Here is a 22,955-nt window from a genome sequence, read left to right as displayed (position 1 = left end):
GGCGGTTGCATCCTGGTGCTCTAGCATCGTGGCCATGGAGAAAACGACATCACTGCAGCCCTGGTTGCCCAAGGGTGTCTTCTTCTATGTCGATGCCCGATGGCGTTGATGTTTTAGCCGGTTCTTCTTCTAATTCCTGGATTTACCTCTTTACCTCGGTGTTTGAGGTTGCTCTTTTATTATCTGTGGACAGGCTGCCACAGGAAATCCATATTTATGGCCTGCTGAATCGGCATCAGGTGAGGTTCATCTGCCGTTTCCAAACCGCAGTACTTGACTTAGGAAGTGCCCTAATGACTATCAACGTAACCATGGAATCTAGCCGATTCTCCAGTGACCTCGATGCTCTGGCCATCTACAGACGGCTGTGCACCAGATATCGGGAGGATCAGCTTTTCCTCCTGGAGTCTCTAAGTGGCCCAGATAAAGACCGGAATCGTTCGGCAATTGGGTTCGAGCCGATGCTGACTCTGAGTGTGACGGACCATGTCATGACCATTGATTCTCTGGGCAATGCTCAGCTGACAGGAATCCTGGAGACATTTGGCCGGATCGAGCAGGGGGTGGTCCACCATCCGGCCCCCGACATCAAGGAGGTCTTTGCAGTGCTGAGGCGGTTGGAATCCTCCTTCGTCATCAGCGGTGACCACAAAGGCCCTTTCGGGATGGGCTGGTTCGGCTACTTCGGGTATGACACCATCTTCATGATTGAGGATCTGGAGGAGCATATACCAAGGGACGCGGCCTTGCCGGTCATCTCGTTGACGCTTTATCGGGGAATCATCACCTTGGATCTGAAGGCCGGCGACCACTGCGCTACTTTAATTCATGTCGAAGAGGACACTGCTGAGTGTGGCATTCCAGGGGGCGAGGAAAATTTGCGAGAGTGCGGATCTTCTGCACAGTCTGGTCCACAGATCCAGAATATAGCAACCGAAAGCGGGGAGACCAGGCATGGATCTGCGCTGTTAGAAGATTTGCTGGAGTTGCTGCAATCCGACGCAACGCTGGGGCAAACTTCTGAGTCGGATGCTACTCGTACCGGCATTCAGGGTGGCATTGGGCCGGACTATCCATATGAGGCCCATGACACAATCGATCGGGATCGTTTCTATCAGTGGTTTGCCAAGGGAAAGGAGCACATAGCCCAGGGTGATGTCTATCAGCTCCAGCTCGGGCATGAGATCGAGGTGGATTCCCGCATTCCGCCCTTCCAGGTTTACCAGCGACTGCGTCTGCAGGATCCATCCCCCTATATGTACTATTTTGTGACTCCCCAAGGGGTGCATGTCATCGGAGCCAGTCCTGAGCTTTTCATTGGGCTGACCCCTGATGGCGATATAACCCTGCGGCCCATCGCCGGGACGGTCGGCAATCCCGGAGATGAGGAGGCCCGCCAGTCGGCCATCAGGCAGCTGACCGGCGACCCCAAGGAGCGGGCCGAGCACCTGATGCTGGTGGATTTGGGTCGCAACGATGTAGCCAGGTGCTGCACACCCGAATCCTTGGAGGTGGACCGGCTGATGACCACCGAGGTCTACTCCCACGTTATTCACATGGTCTCGGATGTGATCGGCCGGATCCGGCCTGGCCTGGACAAGTACGACGTCTTCTCGGCCGCCTTCCCCGCCGGTACCATGACAGGAACCCCCAAGGTACGTGCCGTGGAAATCATTGAGGAGACCGAGGTCAGCTCGCGCGGGGTGTACGCCGGAGCTGTGGGTTTCCTCGGATTCGACGGTATGGTCCTGACTGCACTGTGCATACGGACGGCCTCCTACCATTCCGGCAGCTATCACCTCCGCGCATCGGCCGGGATCGTTGAGGACTCCCAGCCTGAGAGCGAGTGGCAGGAGACCATGAAGAAGATGAGTTCGGCCTACCTGGCCATCACCGGAAAGGAGCTGACCCATGAAAGTCTTGCTCGTTGATGCCTTTGACAGTTTCGTCTATGTGGTCAAGAACTACGTGGACCTGCTGGGCGCCGATACGACCATTGTCCGGGTGAACCGCCTTGCGCAGGTGGATCCGCTCGCCTTCGACGCGGTCATTCTGGGCCCCGGACCGGGTCGCCCGGAGGACTGCGGCTACCTGGAGTTTCTTGATCAGGTGGCAGGAAGGAAGCCGGTCTTCGGCATCTGCTTGGGCATGCAGGCCATCGCGGTACATGCTGGAGCTCAGGTGGTCAGGGCCTCCAGTCGTCAGCATGGCAAGGTGAGCGGAATAAGAAACGACGGGAAGGGCTGCTTCAAGGGCCTGCCCGATACTTTCGACGTGACCAGATACCACTCTCTGGTTGCTGACGAGGCCTCGGTCAGTCGGGTTGCCGATCTGGAGATCAGCGCGCGCTCGGTTCTGGATGGTTATGTGATGGGTCTGAGGCGGAACCGGTCGCTCATGGAGGGTGTCCAGTTCCACCCCGAGAGCATCGGCAGCCAGTATGGTCACCAGGTGATTGCCAATTTCTTCCAGGAGTACTGCGGTTCATCAGACGGGGACTGACTCATCAGGCCAGGCCGTGTTCCTTTCCGTATAATCCGCCATGTAGTAAGCAAGGCTGTGTTTCCTCTCTATCGGTCTTGCAAGATGCTGTGGCGAGGTTCAGCTCGGCAACCATGGCCTGATACTTACATAGTCAGAAGACTCCGTGTGATCACTCTCTGATTCGTAGGTCAAGAAAGACTGGAGTGGGTTGTCCGCACATGGCGGGTCGCCCGCTCACTGGGTCGGAGGGTCAGGACATCTCACTGCGGCCCTGGCGCCAATATCCCATGAAAGAGACGTTGCTCCGGTCCATCCCTCGGTCTCTGACCAACATGCGCCTCAGCTCGCGGACGGTGGCTGCCTCTCCGGCGATCCAGGCGTACAGGTCGTCGGCACGAATGGAGGCATCGGCTTGGGCGGCATCGGCTTGGGCGGCATCGGCAGTCTCCCAGAGCAGTTCTTTGTCGATATCAATCTCTGAGAATTCCTTGGAAGATTCAGCGGCTGCGGCCGTAGGCGAATGGATCGGCAGGTCTTCCAACAGGTTACGCATGGCTTCGATGAGGGCGTGCCCATGCCCGGATTCGTCGCAGGTCGTCCAAATGACGCGGATTCCTTCGAGTTTGGGCAGTGGAAGACGATCCTCTTCGGTCGGGACTTCGATTACTGCCACCCCGTCGCCCTGCCAGTGGTCGCGGATCAGACTGTCCATTATGGCGGCGATGGCTGGTACCGCTGTCTCATCGCCCACCAGGAGAAGATGTCTGGATTGGCCCGGGTGAAAGTCCATTCCCGCGACCGGTCCTCCGGCCAGTGCATTGGGGCCGATGATGATGGCCTGGTTGCCAGGTTTTGCAGCCTCTGCAAAGGCTCCAGCCGGTCCGGCATGATCGTGGATGACGAAGTCCACATCTATTTGCTCGCTCTCGGGCCTGACCTTGCGAACCGTATAGGTGCGCATGGGATTGCGGCTCTCTGCAGGCAAGGTCCTCCACTGTTGGTACCAGGCGAGCGGATCCTCAGGGGTCGCCTCAAAGAAGGAAGGGGGCGGCACAGACCCGTCGGGGAGGGGCAGGAGGATTTTGATTCGCTCATCGTACCCGGCGTCTGCAAAAATCTTCAGATCCGGTCCCTGGAAGACGATTCGCTTGAAGTGGGGCGAGAGCGTTTCTGCTCTGGCTACGGAGACACGGAAGGGGATCAAGGGTACAGGATGATTGTCGGCTTGGCGTTCCACGGCCGGCTCTCTTTCGGTTGAGGTTTATGGGTCGATCTTGGTGTCGGGTTGTCGTCGTTCAGGTTGTGGCAGTTTGTGACTTTGTGGCTTGAGACCTCGCGGTTCTGGATGTCGGGGTAAGCGATGTGGGGAGCAGGACGAGAGGTTTTACATCATTGGGTTGTTTGGTGTCGTCCTGCCGCGTCATCCCAGTGTACGTGTACATTGCAAGCCCCGCCAGAGTGGGCTTTGAGACTATGGAGGGGTGTCGGGGTCATCAAGGGGGCACCGGTGGACCCATCGGTCACCACAGTGGATGCGATGTCGAATACCTCGCTGACCAGGTTCTCGGTCATGACCTCATCGGGAGCACCCAAGGCGACCCTCCTGTCATCCTTGATGGCCAGGATCCAATCCGAGTATCTGGCAGCCATGTTCAGGTCGTGGAGGACCATGACCACCGTGACGCCCTCCTGCCTGTTCAGGGTGCTCAGCAGGTCAAGCACCTCAAGCTGGTAGGCGATGTCCAGGTAGGTGGTCGGCTCGTCAAGAAGGAGTATGTCGGTCTGCTGGGCCAGGGTCAGAGCAATCCAGGCGCGCTGGCGTTGGCCTCCGGACAGGCGGTCGATTGGGCACCCCGCCATATCGGCCAGTCCGGTCAGGGCGAGGGCTCGTTCCACCGCTTTTTCGTCTTTGCTTGTCCAACGTTCGACGAAGTGGTGGTGGGGGTATCGGCCGCGAGCGACCAGGTCGGCGATGGTGATGCCGGCGGGGGCTGACGGGTTCTGCGGCAGCAGCCCCAGAATCGTCGCCACCTTGCGGGTGGGCATGCTGGTGATGGGTTCTCCGTCCAGCGTGACGGCCCCCGACGCCGGTTTCAGAATCCTAGCCATGGCCTTGAGAAAGGTCGACTTCCCGCACCCGTTGGGTCCGATGATGGATCCCATCGTGTGTGGAGGTATATCAAGACTCAGGTCCTCGATGACCGTACGTCCGCCATAGGTGAGGCGAAGATGCGAGGCGGCCAGCCGATGCTCGCTGCTCCAGGAGTTGTGTGCCGGGGGTGACGTCATGATGTTCAGAGCTCCTGTCTGCGGGTCATGAGGACCATGATCGCGATGAGGACGGGTCCGCCCACAATGCTGGTGATGATGCCGACCGGCACCTGGGCCGAGGGCAGATGTTGGGCGACGATGTCCGAACCCAGAACCAGGCAACCTCCTACCAGGCCTGACTGGATAAGGGCTGATGCTCCCCGGCCGACCAGGACCGTGGCGATGGGGCCGGAGAGGAACGAAACGAAGGAGATGGGACCGGTGGTCGCTGTCGCGACAGACAGGAGGAGCACGCCTACGATAATCACCTGAAACTGAACACGGCTTACCCTGACGCCCAGTCCTGCGGCCATCTCCGGTCCCAGCTGTAGGGTGCTGATATTCCTGTCGAGTGCCAACAGGAGCGTGGCGCCGAGCAGTGTTGTTGTCGCCAGTATCGGCAGATCGGTCCACTGGGCATCGGCCAGGCTGCCCGTCAGCCATCTGGTCGCAGCCTGGATGTTCCATTGGTCGCTACGAATCATCAGCCAGGAGCCCAGTGCGTTGAACCCTGCGGCTACTCCTATTCCGATCAGTATCAGCCGGGTCGGGTCAAACGAACCGCGCCAGGCCAGGGCCATAACCAGGAGGGCTGTCAGGAGACCACCCATGACCGCCAGGCAGGCCAGAGGCATGCCCGACAGACCCAATACGACAATGCCGAAGATGGCAGCAGTGTTGGCTCCGGCAGTAATGCCGATGATGTCCGGGCTGGCCATCATGTTGCGCAGGAGATGCTGGAAACCAATTCCGGCCATGCCGAATGCGATGCCGGCGACACAGCCAATCAGTGTCCGGGGCGTGCGCAGTTGGAGAATAACGAACCTGGTGCCTTCGTCTGACTGCCCCCAAACCGCTCCAAGCAGGTCGCTCATGGAGTAGGCGCGATGTCCCAGGGCCAGATCGGCCAGCGCGAGAGCGACCAGGAGTATCACAAGTAGGACGGTCACTGTCAGCGAACGAATGGCATGGGCCCGTCGTATCCGCTGCAGCTCGGTCATCGTGTCGGATTTAGCCGAATCATAAAGGAGACAAGCATCCATGCCTATACCTCCGCGGTTCTTCTGCGTCCGGCCAGAATCACGAATACGGGAGCTCCGATCAGCGCTGTGACGATGCCGACTTCCACATCGGATGGACGGGTGATTATCCTGCCTACCACGTCAGCTCCAACTACCAAGATGGGACCGATAAGGATGCTCAGGGCCATGATTCGCCTGTAGTCGGGTCCTATGAGCAGTCGTGCCAGATGGGGGACCACCAACCCGACGAAGCCGATTGGACCTGCTAGTGCCGTGCATGAGGCGCAGAGGAGTATCGCCGCAAGCCAGGCCATGCTGCGGACACGCCCGACGTGCATGCCCAGCCCCTCGGCCATCTGATCACCCAGGGTCAAAGCGTTGATTCCGGGCGTCAGGCAGAAGGCGAGTATCAGTCCAAGAGCGAGAAGAGGCAGGACCGGCATCATGAGGTCGAACCGGGCGCCCGAGATTCCGCCCACCTGCCAGAAGCGATAAGAGCTGATGACATTGACGCGCGGCAGGAGGATGGCGGAGGTAAGGGATCCCAGTACCGAACTGATCACGACACCGGCCAGGGTCAGCCGCAGGGGCGATGGGCCGAATGGGCCCAGGGATCCTATAGCCCAGACGACCAGTGCGGTCATCGCGCTGCCCAGCAATCCCACCCAGACATACTGAGCTGGTGTTGAAAGGGAGAAGAAGGCTATGGAGCAGACGATTGCAAGAGCTCCCCCCGTGTTGAAGCCCAGAATCGACGGGTCCGCCAGCGGGTTGCGGGATATGCCCTGCATCAGGGTCCCGGCCACCCCGAGCCCGGCACCGACCAGGATACCGAGGGCGGTGCGGGGGATTCTCAGGCGGATGGCCGAGACCGCAATGTCATCCGAGGAGGTGGACAGGGCGTGGAGGATGTCGGAAGGGCTGACGGAACGGGAGCCGAATACCAGGGATAGGGCGCAGACTATGACCAGACAAGCCGCCAGGATCAGCCCGGACAAAACCATGGGTCCGGTTCTCTTGCGATGCATGACGGCCTGTTGAGTATCAGGGCGCGGTGTCATTTCTGACCGCATATCGGCGCTCCCTCTTCCTTTTCCATCCCTTCCCTGCGGGGCCGAATCAGACCTTGGCGGCAGCCTCGCCCAGAAGCCTGGCGTAGGTGTCGGTCGTCTTCCGGATGGACAGGGCGGAGGGGTCAAGGGCGTTGGCCATCTCGCTGTCGTTGGCGATGACCACAACGGACCCGCGCTCGACTGCGGGAATCTTGGAGAGGAGGGGGTCCTTGCGCATTACTTCAAGCAGGTCGGGGGTGCCGTAGGTGACGATGATGTCGACGTCCTTGTACCTGTCGGCGTGTTCGGAGGAGATCTCCTTGTAGAAGTCCTTGGTGCCCTTGGAGTCCTCCTTGATGGACTCCGGAGTCTCCAGTCCCAGGTCGTTCAGGAATTGCGGCCGGGCGTCTGAGGTGGTGTAGACGCTGAACTTGGAGAGTTTGGAGGCATCGAAGTACATGACCGCCCCGGTCTTCCCCTTGATTGCTGAATGGGTTTCTCCGGCCTTTGCGATGCGCTCCTCCAGGTCGGCTATCAGCTTCCTTCCCTTTTCGGGTTCTCCGATGGCCTGGGCCGTGGCGGTGATGACTTTGCGCCAGGGGTCGCCCCAGGCAACCTTCTGATAGGCGATGGTGGGCGCAATCTTGCTCAAGGTGTCGTACTGCTTCTTGGTCATGCCGGAGAGCAGGCCGATGATCAGATCGGGCTTGGACGCGGCGATGGCCTCGACATCGATGCCGTCTGATTCGTCATGCAGCTTGGGCATATCCGCCTTGTCCACATGCATGTCATCCAGGGCATCCTTGGTCCAGGTCAGGTATCCGCCATCGACGGTCTTGCCGAAGGAGTTCTTCTGGATGCTGACCGGCACGACCCCCAAGGCGATGAGGTTGTCGGGAGTGGCCCATCCGACGGTGGCGATGCGCTTGGGCTTGGAGGGTATGGAGGTGGTGCCGTAGACGTGGTCGATCTTGATGGGGAAGGAGCCTTGCTCCTCCGAGGCTTTTGGCTGGCCGGATTGGCCTGCCTGCGAGCCCGACCCGCAGGCTCCCAGAAAGAACAGGGCGCTTGCCAGCACTAGGATGACTGCGATAGTGCGCTTGAATCGAGTGAGGGAAAGGAGTGGTCGAATGTGCATGTGGTTCCTTTGATCGTGCTGTCGAATTGGCATGGTGCACCAGAGCCAGACACCAGATGTAGCATCGGCACGATGGGAAGAAAAGAGTTGATTTCCTTGGCTGCATGTGTTAAACGGAGCATATGCCGACCACAGTGTCCTTGCGATCAAGGGCATGAATAACTTGATGAACTCGGGCTTCCTTGCCACTCCGCAAACCAACCTCAACCACTAAGGCCTGAATGAGGTTAGGCCTACCATGTGGGACGTGGATCACGGGACTTACCCCCTTCGTCGCCTCTTCGTCATGACCATGCTGGTAATAATGGAGTATCCGCTAGCCTCGGGGTGAGGAAGCCCGGGGGAGAGACCTGGAAGGATGGTAGGCCACTATGGTTGGTATGCGCGATGTCGCCCGGGCCGCGGGGGTTTCGATCAGCACAGTCTCCCTGGTGGTCAACGGTACTGGCTACGTCTCGGACGAGATGAAGGCCAGGGTCCATTCGGCCATGGAGGACCTCGACTACATACCCAACGAGCTGGCCAGGAACCTCTACCGCAACCGGACTGACATCATCGGGGTCATCGTGCCCACGATCCGTCACCCCTTCTTCGCTACACTCACGGCCAGCCTGCAACGGGTCCTTTACCAGCACGGTTTTCGCACCATCCTCTGTTCCACAGTCGATGTGAACCAGGATGTGGATCAGTACGTCGACATGCTCCGCAGACATATGATGGACGGAATCATCATGGGGGCCCACACCACGTATCCTGCTTCCTACTGGACCTCCATCGGGCGCCCATTGGTGGCTTTTGACCGTTACTTGGGCCCTGGCATCCCTGTCGTCGCCTCCGACCACGAGGGTGGGGGGCGCTCCGTGGCTGATATCCTACTCAGATCAAAAGCCCGTCACGTGGTTATGATCGGCGGCCCACGCGAGCAGTTCCATGACATGCCTCGGGCTGGTTCCAAACGGGGAAGGTCGGCGAAAAGACTTGCAGACCCTGTTCAACGAGGGGGCGGAGCCCTGGACACTACCTTCCCCACGGTTCGTTACTACCTGACGTTGGAACACGCGCTCGACCAGGCCGAAGTCCGATACGAGTACGTAGAGGCTGGGGCTGTCGAGAGTCTGGAGGGCTATGCCAGGGCGGTCAACCATGTGCTCGACTCCTATGACGACGTCGATGCCGTGGTTAGTTCGGATATTGGGGCGGCGTATTGCGTCCAAGAGGCCATACGGCGGGGTATCAGGATTCCGGACGACCTTCAGGTGATCGCCTACGACGGCACCTACCTGGCTGATGCGGCTGGCATGAGGCTGACCGCCCTCCAACAGAACTTCGACAGGATAGCCGAACTTCTGGGCCGGCGGATCATTGAGTCTATCGAGGTCGACGAGAAGAGGGACAATGCTCGGAGGTCGGGCAGGTCCTCCGAAGGTGGCAGGACCCAAACCGGTGGCAGCGGTCGCGAGTGCCGGGACAGGGGTGCGTATTCCGCGGCCCGTCGTGGTGGCCAGGGCGGCGTGTCCGACGGGGAGGATCCACATGCAGGTCCGGATTCGGCAGCGGAATCTGCCATGGATGGGAACAGACTCTTGCGTGCTGTGGCAGATGTGATTCCTCTGCACGTAAGAATCGGCGAGACCACCAAAACCAACTGAATCGGCATTTGGCTGGGCCCCTCCCAGAGATGAGCCTGACCGGATCCAAAGGCTGGCGGTTATGTTCCAGCGTGAGGTCAGGAATCCGTTGCACCATGTGTGCTTTTCAAATGTATCGAACCGGTTTTATGATACTATCGAACCCGTTCGTCAGACGTGGCGACGACGGGTTCGATATTGCGTTTGGCGTCTCTTTGGGGAGAGCTGTGACGTGCAGGGCTAGCAGGGCAGATGACCTAAGGAGGCTTCATGGATAACAAGGTCCAACTGATTGCATACGCGGACCGGTTCGGGGACGGTACGCTGGCCTCTCTCACCCATCTCCTGCGCACCCGCTTCCAAGGGGTCTACGAAGGTGTGCATATCCTCCCTTTTTTCGCCCCCTATGACGGGGCTGATGCCGGTTTCGACCCCATCGACCACACCCAGGTGGACCCCCGTTTGGGGACGTGGGACGATGTGACCGAACTCAGCCGTACCCACGACGTGATGGTGGACACCATCGTCAACCATATGTCATGGAAATCCAGCCAGTTCCAGGATGTGATGGCCCGCGGTCAGGTCAGCCCTTACTACGGCATGTTCCTGACCATGTCGACGGTCTTCCCTGACGGGGCCACCGAGTCCGACTTGGCCGGCATTTACCGACCGCGTCCGGGTCTGCCCTTTACTCAATACACCTGGGCGGGCGAGACGCGCCTGGTATGGACCACCTTCACCCCCCAGCAGGTCGACATCGACACCGACTCCCAGGGTGGATGGGAGTACATCCTCTCCATCCTGGACCGGCTGGCCGCCAGCCATGTGCGCTGTATACGGCTGGATGCCGTGGGCTACGGGGCCAAAGAGGCGGGCACCAGCTGTTTCATGATTCCCAAGACCTTCGAGCTGATCGGGCGGATTAAGGAGGAGGGGGCCAGACGTGGTTTGGAGACCCTGATTGAGGTCCACTCCTACTACAAAAAACAGATTGAAATCGCTTCCAAGGTTGACAGGGTCTACGATTTCGCTCTGCCCCCTCTTCTCCTTCACGCCCTTTACACAGGAGACGTGGCAGCGCTGGAACACTGGATTCAGGTGCGTCCCCGGAACGCGGTGACCGTGCTTGACACCCACGATGGAATCGGGGTGATCGATATCGGCTCCGATCAGCTCGACAGGAACCTGAAGGGGCTGGTCAGCGACCAGGCGGTGGACAACCTGGTCAGGACCATCCACGAGCGCACCAGGGGCCAGTCGGCCGAGGCCACCGGTGGGGCCGCCAGTAATCTTGACCTCTATCAAGTGAACAGCACCTACTACTCGGCCCTGGGCTGCAACGATCAGGCCTACCTGGCCGCCAGGGCAGTCCAGTTCTTCCTGCCCGGAGTGCCTCAGGTTTATTATGTGGGGGCTATGGCTGGGCCCAATGATATGGACCTCCTGCACCAGACGGGCAATGGGCGTGACATCAACCGCCATCGTTATTCCACCATGGAGGTGGATGAGAATCTTCGCCGTCCGGTGGTCAGGGCGCTCAACGCACTCTGTCGCCTCCGCAATGGACTGGATGCCTTCGACGGGTCCTTCTCCAGCCGGATGACGGATACGGGTCTCCTCCTGGACTGGGTCGGGCAGGCCAGCCGGGCCCGGCTGGCCTTCACCCCTGCCCGTGGCCTGGGCGGTGATGCCCTGGTGCCTGTCGCCAGCCTCGAGTGGGAGGATGGTCAGGGGAGTCACCGTTGCAGGAACCTTCTTGAACTGGAAAGGCTGGTTCCACAGGTCTGAACTAGACTCGGTGCCAGGCATGTGATCGCACACATGGCCCCGTGCAGGCGATCCTGCGAACTGCCCGGGGCTGTGCGGGGAGACGGAGGCTGATGTGAAGCGGTTCTTCAACCAGAACAACGTCTTCTTCAGGTTCATGGGCATTCTTTTCGACCTGATCGAGCTCAATCTGATTACTCTGATCTTCTGCATACCCGTTTTCACGGCTGGAGCCGCCTTCGTCGCCATGCACTACGTTCTCTGGCACATGGTCCGTGGAGAGGATTCCTACATAGCCATGCAGTTCTGGCACTCCTTCAAGGATAATTGGAAGAATGCGACAGTCATCTGGTTCCTGGTCATGGTCGTCGGCCTGATTATGTGGGTTGACGTGCATGCCATGGGAGAACTGTCACGGTCGGGGCGGGGCCTTCTGGAGGTCATCTTGATCGTAGTTGCCCTGCTCACCGTATCCGTGGCCGAATATGCTTTCTTTCTGCTCTCCCGGTACGAGAACACCGCCATCCAAGCCCTGACCAATGCTGGCAGGCTGGCCCTGGGATTCCTCCCACGGACCTTGGCCATGACCGTTATCACCATAGGGGCCGCTGTTCTCTACGCTGCATACCTGGTCTACCTGCTCCCTCTCGTGCTCCTGCTAGGGTTCACTCTCCCTCAATACTGTTGCGCCTGGCTTTACAACCCGATTTTTAAAAGGCTCGAAGAAGGTGGGAAGGCGGACTGACCAAGAATCGGCAGGGGTGACGGTTCCCAGGTTTGCCCCAGGCGCGAAGCGGGCCCGCCGGCAGCAGGCGTGTCGCAAGGTTTGCCGCTGGTGTTTGCGAGTATTTCCAGAAGGTTGTGCTGCTCCCGTGTCGGTGGACTCGTGAATCAGCCGCTTTGACAAACAATGTGGGCTGTATGTAGTATCGAACCGGTTAGATACATAAAACAGGTTCGTATCGAACCGGTTTGACGTACCTGAATCCATGCCGGTGTCAGCCCAAAGCCAGCACCGGTCTCGGGCAATGCGGCTCAGCCGTAGAAGGCAGAAAGGCGGCAACGATGAGAATCTTCAAGAAGAGCCCCGCAGTGAAGCGGGCGGGTGCGATTGTATTGGCAACACTCCTGTCAGTCGGCATGCTGGGGGCCTGCGGATCGGGTTCCAACTCCAGTTCGGGGTCATCGGGCACCAAAATCACCATATTCAACTCCAAGTCGGAGATTCAGTCCCAGATGGAGAAGATGGCCAAGGAGTACTCGCAGAAGAAGGGCGTAGATGTCGAGGTCTACTCCTCCACCGATGCCGTGGTGGCCCATCTGTCCACCAAGTACGCCTCCAACGACCCTTACACCATCTCCATGGTGGATCCCAAGGATGTATACTCGCTGGCCAAGGAACACGCCATCGACCTGAGCGACCAGAAGTGGGTCAAGGACACCAAGTACGCGCTGAAGATCGACAACAAGGTATACGGTTTCCCGGTCAGCATCGAGGCCAGGGGCCTGCTCTACAACGCCGACGCCATCAAGAAGGCCACGGGCAAGGAGTTCAAGCCCGAGGATTACAAGACCCTCTCAGCCTTCAAGGGCTTGATCAAGGAACTTCAGGCCGGAGGGATGGAGCATCCCACCGGTGTCATCAAGGAGGACTGGTCCCTGGTGGCCCATTATCTGACCCAGGTCTATGAGGAGCATGAGGATCCTGATGCCTTCATCAAGAGCCTGCACGAGGGCGGGGTCGACCTCGACAAGGACGCCAAATTCACCTCCCTCATGGACACCTTCGACGTGCTCAAAGATAATAACTACGCCAAGGACAACGCCATCTCGGCCGAGCGCGAGGTGACCGAGCAGAACCTGGCCGAAGGGAAGATCGCCTTCATGTTCGGCGGCAACTGGGACTGGTCCGTCATCAAGGACTATGACTATACCGAGAACATGGGGGAGATGCCCGTCCCCCAGGACACCGAGGACGGCAGTAACGAGAAGCTGGTCGGCGGCGGCTCCAAGTTCCTCTTCATCGACTCCTCTGATAAAACCTCCGACAAGCAGCGCAAGGCGGCCGAGGACTTCCTCAACTGGCTGGTCTACGACAAGGACGGTCAGTCCTTCATCGTCAATGACTGCTCCCTGATCTCTCCCTTCGCCAACAATAAGCTGGAGGTCAAGGATCCCTTGGGCAAGTCGGTGAAGAAGTACGCCGACGCCGACAAGCTGATCCCCAACTATAACCATCTGCCCGATGACCACTTCTCCGTCCTGGGAGCCAACTTCCAGAAATACCTGGCTGGTCAGGAGGACAGGGCTTCCCTGGCCAAGGACATTCAGAACTACTGGAAGTCGGCCAAGATCTACGAGGCCGGAAAGTAACTGTCCACTACACAGCCGGGCGGGGACCGACCCTCTGCCGCCCCCGCCCGGCCGGGGCAAGCCTGATAATCATGAAAAGAAGCAAACTCTCATACAAGGTGGGGCAGTTCCTCATGTTTGCGGGCCCTGCCGCCATCCTCTTCTGTGCCGTGGTGATCGTCCCCTTCATTTACGGCCTCTACCTGACTCTGACCAACTGGGACGGGATATCCAACCATAAGCCCTTCGTGGGCCTGTCCAACTACCGTCAGGCCTTTGCTGACACTGCCTACTGGCAGGCCATGGGCAGAACCGTCATCTATTCGGTAATCTCAGTCATCCTGGTCAATGTTGTCGCCTTCCTCCTGGCCTACCTGGTGACCAGTGGGATCAAGGGGCAGAACTTCTTCAGGGCTGCCTTCTTCATACCCAACCTGATCGGTGGAATCGTGCTGGGATATGTCTGGAAGTTTGTCTTCAATCGGGCCTTCGTGGCCATCGGGGAAGCCGTCACATCCCATACGACATCCTCCCTCCTGTCCACGCCCAACGGGGCCATGTTCTGCCTGATCCTGGTCTCGGTCTGGCAATATGCGGGTTACATGATGCTGATTTATGTGGCCGGGTTCATGAGTGTGGATCAGAGTCTAAAGGAGGCAGCGGAAATTGATGGCTGCTCCAAGGCTCAGGCCATGGTGAAGGTGACCATACCCCTCATGAGGTCATCATTTGTTCAATGCATCTTCCTGAGCACGACCCGGTGTTTCATGGTCTACGACCTCAACCTGTCGCTGACCAAGGGCGAACCATTCAACTCCTCGGTCATGGCGGCCATGCACGTATACAACAAGGCCTTCGTGTACAAGAACTATGGGGTGGGTCAGTCCGAAGCCCTCCTCCTGTTCGTAGTGTGCGCGGTCATCGGCCTCCTCCAGGTCTATTTCGGTAAGAAGGGCGAGGTGGACGCTTGATGAGTGCAGCAACAAAACAGATGCAGGCAGGGGCCATCCAGGGGGAGGAACCTCGCAGGCCCAAGACGGGCATGGGCACCAGGATCGGGCATGGCCTGGTCTGGCTGGTTCTGATCGTTCTCCTCTTCGCTTTCCTGGCCCCCTTCCTCCTGGTGGTCATCAACGTCTTTAAGACCAAGGCGGACATCACCTCTAAGCCTCTGGCTCTGATCGGCCGTCACGGGTTCACCCTTCAGAACTTCCCTGAGGCCATGGAAAAGATGGACTTCTGGACGGTCCTGGGCAACTCCCTCTTCGTGACCATCTGCGCTACGATCCTGACTGTCCTTCTGTCGGCCATGGCGGCCTATGTAATCGTCCGCAACCCCACCTGGAAGGCGGGGGCCATCCTCTTTACCCTGATGGTGGCTTCCATGGTCATCCCCTTCCAGGTGATCATGGTCCCCCTGGTTTCGGTCTACGGCGGGATGCTCCATGTGCTCAACAGTCGGATCACCCTGATCCTCATGCATGTCGGCTTCTCGGTCTCCCTGGCCACCTTCATGTTCCACGGGGCCATCAAGACCAACATCCCTATGGAGCTGGAGGAAGCAGCAGAGATCGACGGCTGTGGCAAGTGGAGGACCTTCTGGCGGATTGTCTTTCCCCTCCTGAAGCCCACGGTGGCCACGGTGACGATCATCGAGGCTATGGCTTTCTGGAACGATTACCTCCTGCCCTCCCTGGTGCTGGGCCGCAAGGAGCTTTACACCATCCCTATCGCCACACAGGTCTTCTACGGAACTTATTCCACAGATATCGGTCTGGTCATGGCGGCCCTCCTCCTGGCCATGCTCCCCATTCTGGTCCTGTACGTCTTCCTCCAGCGGTATGTGGTTGAGGGCGTGACCTCAGGGGCTGTCAAAGGCTGAGCAAGTTCCCCATCGCGGATCCTCCCGCCCCTGTCGGACGCCCCGCCTGTTTCCTGCACCTGGTTTCGGGCCAGTCTCTTACGGCCCAAAATCGAGACGATGGATACAGGTGGTGTGGCGGGCCGATCATGACGATGGGGTGTCTGCCGGTGTTTGACGCCGTGCGAGTCAGCCCGTGAAAAGCGGTTCAATTGTTCTGTTTTCTGCTGCTTCGGCATGACCACAACCGTCTATAGAGCCTCGGGCGGATTCCTGACGTTCAGGTTCCACCTCTGGCCAAGCGTGACCGCCTCCACCTACGGTATTGGTTGGGGGACATGCCCATCTGCCGCTTGAAGGCCTTGGAAAAATAAGAGACGCTGTTGTACCCGCTCATTCTGGCCACCTGGGTCACCGGACAGTCCGTGGTGAAGAGGATTTCCTGGCTACGGGAAATGCGAAAGCTGGTCAGGTAGTCCTTGACGGTCAGACCCGTCTGTCGTTTGAAAATAGTCGACAGGTAGGAGCGGTCAATGCCGATATCCGCCGCCAGCCCCTCTACTGACAGGTCGGAATTGTACTTTTGCCCTATCAATGAGATTGCCTGGTCCACATAAGACCCCGCCCTTCCCCCGTCCTTGGAAGCCAGGGGTTCTCTGGTCTGCCGTACCGACTGCGCCAGGGTGGAAAGGATGACGAAAAGGGCGGATTGGTCTTGGAGGTTGTCGAAGGCACTTTTGTGATTTCGTTGTCTCATCAGGGATAGCTGCCCGTCGACATCTGTGAAGTCTGACTGGGTCAGGGTGGAGACGATCATGGGGAAGGTGAACCCCAGCTGGGACATCAGATCGGCGGCCCTGGTGCCATCGAAGGCGATCCACTCATAGGTCCAGGGGTCGTCGAAATCGGCCTGGTAGTAAACAAGCTCGTTCGGTGCGATGATGAATGCCTGGTGGGCGTGCAGGTGGAAAGTGGTTTCCTTCATCCGCAGGATGCCGGACCCCGATACGATGAAGTGGACCAGGTGGTAGGGTCTGGCCCCCGGTCCGTAGGAATGACCCCCGTAGCAGGCTGACCGTCCCGTGAAGAGGGGTCTGAGGTCCCGCCAGCCAAGATCGGGCAGGCGGACCAGTGTCTCTTTTTCCACGGCGAACCCCTTCCGAACCGGTTCCGTTATCGACCTTGCAACTGTGCACAAAAGGCCAAGACAGCCAAACATCCGTCGCCAACCTGCAGGTCGTCGGCACCGGCATCATGCCATACATTGTAGGTGGGTTCCTCAGCGGCGTTTTCGCCGATAATGCCCGGTCGACCGGGCTTATGGGGGACTGTTCGAGAAAGGTGGCGTCGGCGATGGAGCTGACAGAACAAATGAAAGCAGAAAATGGGGAAGGTAGTGCCGACCATGACGGTTCGCTGGTCCAAGACCTGAGGAGCGGGCTCACGGCCCCATGCTCCCTCAAGATTGAAGACGGGGAGTACTGGTACGGAGGCTGCGTCATGGACGGGTCGCGTTATCCCTTCACTGCAAGTGACGATTACAGGCTGGACCTGATCGATCTGGACAGCCCAAACCAGGTCTCTCCGGCCTTCGTCTCCACCCACGGACGGGCCTTGTGGAGCGAGGAGCCCTTCGACCTCAAGGTCCAGGGGGACACCATGGTGATGATCACACGGGGGACGGTGCATGTGGACGCTTCAGGTGCCAACCTGCGTGACGCCCAGCAGAATCTGGCCAGGCAGACCTTCACCCTTGGGCAGATGCCCCCTGAGGAGTTCTTCCGTATGCCCCAGTGGAACACTTGGATCGAGCTGATATACAAGCAGAATCAGCGCGACGTGATGAAGTACGCCAATGGGATAGTAGATAACGGCTTCCCTCCGGGAATCATCATGATCGATGATTTCTGGGGAGACTACTACGGTCGTTGGCAGTTCTCGCCCAGAAAGTTCCCTGACCCAAAGGGCATGGTCGAGAAACTCCATGATATGGGCTTCAAGGTCATGGTATGGGTCTGTCCATTCGTGACCCCTGACACCGTGGAGTACCACGAGCTGCGTGACCGGCACATGCTCATCTTTGATCGGGATGGCGAGCCTGTCATACGTCAGTGGTGGAACGGCTACGGGGCGATTCTGGACATGTCCAATCCCGAAACATATGCCTGGCTGAAGGAAGGATTGCAAGACCTGCGTAGCCAGACCGGCGTGGATGGATTCAAGTTCGATGCCGGGGACTTCAAGTATTACCATGACGACGATGCTTCGCTCATGCGGCTTACCAGGCAGGAGGAGGCCCAGCTCTGGGGACGCTTCGGCACTGAGTTCGATTACAACGAGTACCGGGTCAATTACAAGAATGGTGGTCTGCCCTTGGTGAATCGTCTTCAGGACAAGATTTTCGAGTGGGGCAAGGACGGCTTGTCCGAGCTGATTCCCGATACCATAACCCAGGGCCTCTTGGGCTACTACTACAACTGCCCCGACATGATCGGCGGCGGTGAGTATCGCAGCTTCCTGGGGACCAAGACGCTGGACCAGGAACTGATTGTCCGCTCGGCCCAGTGCGCCGCCCTCATGGCCATGATGCAGTTCTCCGTGGCACCTTGGAGGGTGCTGGACAAGGAACACCTGGCTCTCTGCCAGGAGGCGGCCCACCTCCATGTGGAACTTTCGCAGACGATCGTCGACCTGGCCAGGAAGGCCAGCCAGACCGGTGAGCCCATCACCAGGAGCATGGCTTATGACTTTCCGCAGGCCCCTGTGGACTGCCTGAAGACCCAGTTCATGCTCGGCGACAGGATTCTGTCGGCCCCAGTGATCGAGAAGGGTGCAACCAGTAAGAGAGTCTATTTCCCCGAAGGGCGTTGGCAGTCTCTCCAGGATGAATCGACTGTGGTGGATGGACCGGTCACCCGCGATGTTCCAGTGACGCTGGCCACCCTGCCTGCCTACCGGAGAATCGACTGAGGGGATGATCCGCAATGAGTGATGAAAAAACAAGCGAGGATAAGACTGACAAGGGCGGTGCTGTAAAAGCGGGGCCGGCGCTCAAATACTCCCTCCTGTCCATATCCCTTGTGCTGACCTCGGCATATGCCATCTCGGCCGTCCTGCCCGCCATGCAGAAGTCCATGCCGGACCGTTCCCTGGCCCAGATTGAGACCCTGGCCACCGTTCCCACCATCTCGGTGGTCGTCATGGTCCTCCTCAGCGGGTGGATAGCCCAGCATATAGGGGCCAAGCGGACCGTTGGCATCGGTCTGCTCCTGGTCGGTGTCGGGGGCGCCCTGCCGGCTTTTGTGACCAGCTACCCGGTCATTCTGGCCTCCCGTCTGGTCCTGGGTGCAGGTTTCGGGCTGTTCAACTCCCTGGCCGTCAGCCTCCTGTCCCATTTCTTCTCGGGCAACGAGAAGGCCACCGCCTTGGGCTTCCAGAACGCCTTTCAATCCATAGGCAGTGCAGTCATGACCTTCCTGGCGGGCCTCCTGTTGAACATCAATTGGCATTGGTCATTCCTGGTCTACCTGGCCGCCTTCCCCATCCTGATCGTATTCTGGATCTTTGTGCCTGAGGTCAAGCAGGACCAGCCAGTCAAGGGGGTCATGGCCGGGCAGAAGGTGAGTCCCGGTGTCATAGGTCTGGCCCTGTTGTCCATGGTTTACGTCTGCATCCAGGCCGGTTTCACTGTCCGCATCCCCACCATCGTGACCGATGCCGGGTATGCCTCCGCCACCGAGGTGAGCAACTGCCAGAGTATCGCCACCATAGTCGGGATGATTGCAGGATTCCTCTTCGGGGCTGTCTACAAGTACCTAGGACATTACATTCTGGCCCTGGGCACACTGCTGATGGGTTTGGGTCAGATTCTGGCGGCCTTTTCCGATAACATCATCATGACCGGTCTGGCAACCGTCCTGGTGGTGGCCGTCTCCATGGTCTACATCGGTACCTACTGCAACAACAGGGCCAGCGAACTGGCCGATGCAAACTCCGTCACGTTGGCCACATCCTTCGTCCTGGTGGGCTGCAATCTGGGCGGCTTCATGGCCCCCTACGTCCTTCAGTGGGTCTCGGCCCTTGTCGGTTCCGATCAGAATGTCCTGATTGCCTACGGATGCTTCTCTCTGGCCGTGACCGTCTTCGCCCTGCTGATGGCCATCCGGATACAGGGGGTCAAACGGGTCCCGACTGGACGTGATGCATAAAGGCGGTCATCCGCAATCGTCATCATCGGCCGGGGAACTGGTACCCCGGCCCGGTGTATAGTGACAAACAGGTCCCTGCGGGGGCCCGCATACATGCATGGGGATGGGCCTTTGTAGTCCTGGCCCCTGCGATTTTTGTTATCAGTGGATGGTGAAGTCATATGACTGCCGGCTTCCTTTGCGAGAAGCTGATCCCGGGCAGGGTCTTCTGAAGCCCTTTAGGCTTTGTAGGCCCGCTGGTTCAAGCCGCCCATAGGGGCGGCGATTCCGTTATGCCCGGTCTGGCGCCCCTATGAGGCGTCTCTCGTGGTACTCCGGACCGCATTGGTTCGATCCTGATTTCGATCACGGTCTGGGTGCGCATGGATTTGTAGACACAGAGCACGGAAACGGCATCTAATTTTGATTGATTTCATCAAGCATTCCAACATAAGGAGACATGAAAGCTGCAGGTATCCGCAGGCCGGAGGCGATGACAGTCCGGCCCTGGCCCTCTCACACGTCTGGCGGTCCTTCGCCGGAAGGCGAAGTAGGCGGAGGGAGGGGCCTCACACAGTCCTATCGGACATCAGCCTGAAGGTGGACCGGGGAAAGATACAGGCCTTGGTCGGTCTGAACGGGGCCGGCAAGACCACCCTGGTCAAAATCGCTTCCACACTTCTAACCCCTACTCGTGGCGAGGTGAGCGTGGACGGGGTGGATGCCCTTGCCGATCCGAGCCAGGCCCGGAAGAGATTGGGGCTGGTGCTCGGTGGGGACAGGGGTTTCTACCCCAGGGCCACGGTAATGGCCAATATGCGCTTTTTCGCCGACTTGGCCGATGTGCCCTACCGGCGGAGGGACAGCGAAATCGGCCGTGTCCTGGAGGAGGTGGGTCTGAACGGTAAGGAGCGCCATGCAGTATATGAGCTCTCGCGGGGTCAGACCCAGCGCCTCCACATAGCAAGGAGTCTCTTAGGCTCCCCAAGACTCCTCCTCCTGGACGAACCAACTGGTGGCCTGGACCCGGGCGTGGCCCTGCGAATCCGCAGCCTGATCCGTTCGGTGGCGGATTCGGGGGTAGGCATCCTCCTGACCAGCCATGGCATGGAGGAGGTGGAGGAACTGGCCGACCGCATAGCGGTCATCGACTCGGGCAGAATCCTGGTCAATGGATCTCTGGAGGTCGTCCGGCGGTTCGCCGACGTGGGCTGGGTGGCTTCCTTCACCTTAAGGCCGGACCAGTTGGCCGACCCCGGTATCCTGATTGGCTGGGTCGGCCGGCGCGGCGTGGTCCTCACACGGCCATCAGGCCCCAACTGGATGGTATCCATCCTCTGGAAGCGAGCCTCGGAGGAGGGATCGGGGCCTGCCGGTGCAGAGCCGACCCGTCTCGGACGAGAAATGGCCCGGTTCTTCGCGGACCGATCTCTCGACTGCCCGGCGGACCTCCTGTTCAGGCCCGCAGGTCTGGAGGACGCTTTCCTGGCCCTGGCCGCCCGCCCAGGCGCGGAGGCGGATCTATGATGAGGATGCTCAGGGAGGCCGCCTTCCAACTGCGCGAATACACCAGAACCACCTACTTCATTGAGATCCTCCTGGTAGCCACCCTCTCAGCCTGCCTGGTCCAACGGTTGGGAGTCAGGGCCTGGGGATCCGATCCCTACGAGGGGTTTCTCCGTTCGGCCGTCATGGGCCTGTGGACCTCCTGCACCTCCGCCGCAGGTCTGATTGGTTTCGAACGGCGCAAAGGGACCTTGGCTCATCTCATGGTCAGCAGGTCTGGCCCCCGGCCTGCCATCCTTGCCCTGATCTCTTCAACCGCCACCTTTGGCCTGCTGGCTTTTCCTCTAGCCGGTGTGGCCTGGTTGATTCCAGGGCCGGGTGCCCTCCTGCCGACCGAGCTGGGGGAGCATTGGCCGGTTCTGGTCCTGGGGGTGCCCCTGATTTGGCTGGGGGCCCTGGTCATGGCCCTGGCTGTGGCCTGTCTCTTCGTCATGACCCCTTATGCTACGGCCTATGAAGGCCTGGTCCTTGTCCCCTGTATGGCCCTGTCAGGAGTTTTCGAGGGTCCGACGAGAACGATTGACCTGGGGGAGGGGTTGAAGAATCTGATCCCCACCCGGCCTGCCCTGTCCATCATGAAGGCAGGTGGCATTGCATCCGATCCAGGGGTTTCCATCCTTTGGTGGGACCTGGCCTGCTGGCTGGTGGCCCTACTCCTGTGGATCAGCCTGGCCGCCCGCCTTGCCAGCATTTCCGAGGCCAGAGTCCGGCGTGACGGCACAATCGAGGTGATCTGACCATGAGTTGGGTTCATAGGATGCTCACCGTCGTCAATGTCAGCTGGCGCTCTTCCATGCCTGCTGGCCGGCCCCTGGCCCTTCTGGTATCCCTGGTCGTTGTCCCCATTCTGGACGTGGCCTGCCAGCTCATGCTCGGAGGGAGCCTGAATTCCCCGGCCCTGGCTCGCATCGGATACGCCGGTGGTCTGGTGACTGCAGCCTGCCAGGTGGCGACTGTCATGGCAAGCGGTATGACCATGGACAGGGAGGAGGGAATCATATCGCAGGTCCTGATACGCCGTCCGATGGACCTGGCCTACTGGATTGGCCTGGGTCTTCCGGGTGTGGTGGCTGCTTCGTTCACAGGGCTGGTCGCCCTGGCCGGAACCCTGGTCCTGAATGTCGGACACAGCCCGTCCGATTTTCTCCGGGCCCTGAGCCTCCTGCCCACCGCCCTATTTGCAGGTTTGGCCTTGGGACTCCTTGTGGGTGGCCTTGGCCTGTTGACTGCGGATTCCTTCGCCCCGCTGAATGCGGTTACTGTCCTACTCCCGGTGGCTGTGGGTGTGGTCGTGCCCGCTGAAGCCTACCCGGTCCCACTTCGTCGGTTCGCAACCATCCTCCCCTTGGGGGTCACGGTCCAGGCCGTGGGAGATTATGGCCTATCTTCGACGGCGGTCCTCCTTGCCGAGGTCATCAGGGGGTTGGTGGAGATAGCCATCGGTCTAGCGGCCTCTGTAGCGGCCCTGCGCAGAATACGGTCAGGGGCCTACATGCGGCTGTGATTGAAGCTAGCGGCTATTGAATGTCCCGTGAACGGATGTGGAAGGTAGGAGGGGCTGTGCGCGTGCATGCACCCCTCCTCCTGT

The 22,955-nt window shown here is 59.4% G+C and carries 19 protein-coding genes; 13 read left to right on the top strand and 6 right to left on the bottom strand.

Annotated elements, in window-relative coordinates; genetic code table 11:
- Positions 1-293 precede the first annotated feature (293 nt).
- The gene (locus tag H3V09_RS06510) at positions 294-1,931 is read left to right on the top strand and encodes an anthranilate synthase component I family protein (RefSeq protein ID WP_198191214.1); all 1,638 of its coding nucleotides are present in this window, start codon (positions 294-296) and stop codon (positions 1,929-1,931) included.
- Positions 1,912-2,502, top strand: a complete 591-nt coding sequence (locus H3V09_RS06505) for an anthranilate synthase component II (RefSeq protein WP_198191215.1) — start codon at positions 1,912-1,914, stop codon at positions 2,500-2,502. Before H3V09_RS06510 ends, H3V09_RS06505 begins: the two co-directional genes overlap by 20 nt.
- A gap of 232 nt (positions 2,503-2,734) precedes the next feature.
- Here H3V09_RS06505 and H3V09_RS06500 read toward each other — a convergent pair whose 3' ends face one another.
- The 5 genes from H3V09_RS06500 to H3V09_RS06480 all read right to left on the bottom strand — a co-directional run bounded on the left by H3V09_RS06500 (position 2,735) and on the right by H3V09_RS06480 (position 8,006).
- Positions 2,735-3,721, bottom strand: coding sequence for a siderophore-interacting protein (locus tag H3V09_RS06500; protein ID WP_198191216.1), 987 nt, complete (start codon positions 3,719-3,721; stop codon positions 2,735-2,737).
- 152 nt (positions 3,722-3,873) lie between these two features.
- On the bottom strand, positions 3,874-4,773 hold the full coding sequence (locus H3V09_RS06495) for an ABC transporter ATP-binding protein (RefSeq protein WP_198191217.1): 900 nt from the start codon (positions 4,771-4,773) through the stop codon (positions 3,874-3,876).
- A gap of 5 nt (positions 4,774-4,778) precedes the next feature.
- On the bottom strand, positions 4,779-5,837 hold the full coding sequence (locus H3V09_RS06490) for a FecCD family ABC transporter permease (RefSeq protein ID WP_198199045.1): 1,059 nt from the start codon (positions 5,835-5,837) through the stop codon (positions 4,779-4,781).
- 2 nt (positions 5,838-5,839) lie between these two features.
- Positions 5,840-6,889, bottom strand: coding sequence for a FecCD family ABC transporter permease (locus tag H3V09_RS06485; RefSeq protein ID WP_198191219.1), 1,050 nt, complete (start codon positions 6,887-6,889; stop codon positions 5,840-5,842).
- A gap of 46 nt (positions 6,890-6,935) precedes the next feature.
- Positions 6,936-8,006, bottom strand: coding sequence for an iron-siderophore ABC transporter substrate-binding protein (locus H3V09_RS06480; RefSeq protein WP_198191220.1), 1,071 nt, complete (start codon positions 8,004-8,006; stop codon positions 6,936-6,938).
- A gap of 371 nt (positions 8,007-8,377) precedes the next feature.
- Here H3V09_RS06480 and H3V09_RS06475 point away from each other — a divergent pair, with 371 nt between their 5' ends.
- The 6 genes from H3V09_RS06475 to H3V09_RS06450 all read left to right on the top strand — a co-directional run bounded on the left by H3V09_RS06475 (position 8,378) and on the right by H3V09_RS06450 (position 15,635).
- The gene (locus tag H3V09_RS06475; protein ID WP_198191221.1) at positions 8,378-9,655 is read left to right on the top strand and encodes a LacI family DNA-binding transcriptional regulator; all 1,278 of its coding nucleotides are present in this window, start codon (positions 8,378-8,380) and stop codon (positions 9,653-9,655) included.
- A 249-nt stretch (positions 9,656-9,904) separates the two neighbouring features.
- Positions 9,905-11,422 (top strand): sucrose phosphorylase, encoded by a 1,518-nt coding sequence (gene gtfA, locus H3V09_RS06470; protein WP_198191222.1) that lies wholly within the window; start codon positions 9,905-9,907, stop codon positions 11,420-11,422.
- A 94-nt stretch (positions 11,423-11,516) separates the two neighbouring features.
- Entirely contained in the window at positions 11,517-12,146 is a 630-nt protein-coding gene (locus tag H3V09_RS06465; protein WP_332460992.1) for a YesL family protein, read from the top strand.
- A gap of 320 nt (positions 12,147-12,466) precedes the next feature.
- On the top strand, positions 12,467-13,774 hold the full coding sequence (locus tag H3V09_RS06460) for an ABC transporter substrate-binding protein (protein WP_198191223.1): 1,308 nt from the start codon (positions 12,467-12,469) through the stop codon (positions 13,772-13,774).
- A gap of 71 nt (positions 13,775-13,845) precedes the next feature.
- Positions 13,846-14,724: a carbohydrate ABC transporter permease gene (locus tag H3V09_RS06455; protein ID WP_110425937.1), complete on the top strand. Its 879-nt coding sequence runs from the start codon at positions 13,846-13,848 to the stop codon at positions 14,722-14,724.
- Positions 14,724-15,635, top strand: a complete 912-nt coding sequence (locus H3V09_RS06450; RefSeq protein ID WP_232339446.1) for a carbohydrate ABC transporter permease — start codon at positions 14,724-14,726, stop codon at positions 15,633-15,635. The genes H3V09_RS06455 and H3V09_RS06450 overlap by 1 nt, the downstream gene beginning before the upstream one ends.
- Positions 15,636-15,894: 259 nt before the next feature.
- Here H3V09_RS06450 and H3V09_RS06445 read toward each other — a convergent pair whose 3' ends face one another.
- Positions 15,895-16,761 (bottom strand): AraC family transcriptional regulator, encoded by an 867-nt coding sequence (locus H3V09_RS06445; protein ID WP_198191224.1) that lies wholly within the window; start codon positions 16,759-16,761, stop codon positions 15,895-15,897.
- A 224-nt stretch (positions 16,762-16,985) separates the two neighbouring features.
- Between H3V09_RS06445 and H3V09_RS06440 the strand changes: the two genes are divergently transcribed.
- From H3V09_RS06440 to H3V09_RS06420, 5 genes are all read left to right on the top strand, one after another.
- Positions 16,986-18,584, top strand: coding sequence for a glycoside hydrolase family 31 protein (locus H3V09_RS06440; RefSeq protein WP_121912849.1), 1,599 nt, complete (start codon positions 16,986-16,988; stop codon positions 18,582-18,584).
- 14 nt (positions 18,585-18,598) lie between these two features.
- Positions 18,599-19,822 (top strand): MFS transporter, encoded by a 1,224-nt coding sequence (locus tag H3V09_RS06435; RefSeq protein WP_121912850.1) that lies wholly within the window; start codon positions 18,599-18,601, stop codon positions 19,820-19,822.
- 429 nt (positions 19,823-20,251) lie between these two features.
- Complete coding sequence (locus H3V09_RS06430; RefSeq protein WP_442859366.1) at positions 20,252-21,328, top strand: ABC transporter ATP-binding protein; 1,077 nt, start codon at positions 20,252-20,254, stop codon at positions 21,326-21,328.
- The gene (locus tag H3V09_RS06425) at positions 21,325-22,104 is read left to right on the top strand and encodes a multidrug ABC transporter permease (RefSeq protein ID WP_147438265.1); all 780 of its coding nucleotides are present in this window, start codon (positions 21,325-21,327) and stop codon (positions 22,102-22,104) included. The genes H3V09_RS06430 and H3V09_RS06425 overlap by 4 nt, the downstream gene beginning before the upstream one ends.
- A gap of 2 nt (positions 22,105-22,106) precedes the next feature.
- The gene (locus tag H3V09_RS06420; RefSeq protein WP_147438266.1) at positions 22,107-22,871 is read left to right on the top strand and encodes a hypothetical protein; all 765 of its coding nucleotides are present in this window, start codon (positions 22,107-22,109) and stop codon (positions 22,869-22,871) included.
- Positions 22,872-22,955: the final 84 nt, after the last annotated feature.

It is taken from the genome of Bifidobacterium sp. M0399, assembly GCF_016100595.1.
GTDB lineage: Bacteria > Actinomycetota > Actinomycetes > Actinomycetales > Bifidobacteriaceae > Bombiscardovia > Bombiscardovia polysaccharolytica.
Note: the sequence above shows the minus strand (reverse complement) of the source record. Positions and strands in the feature narration are given on the sequence as shown.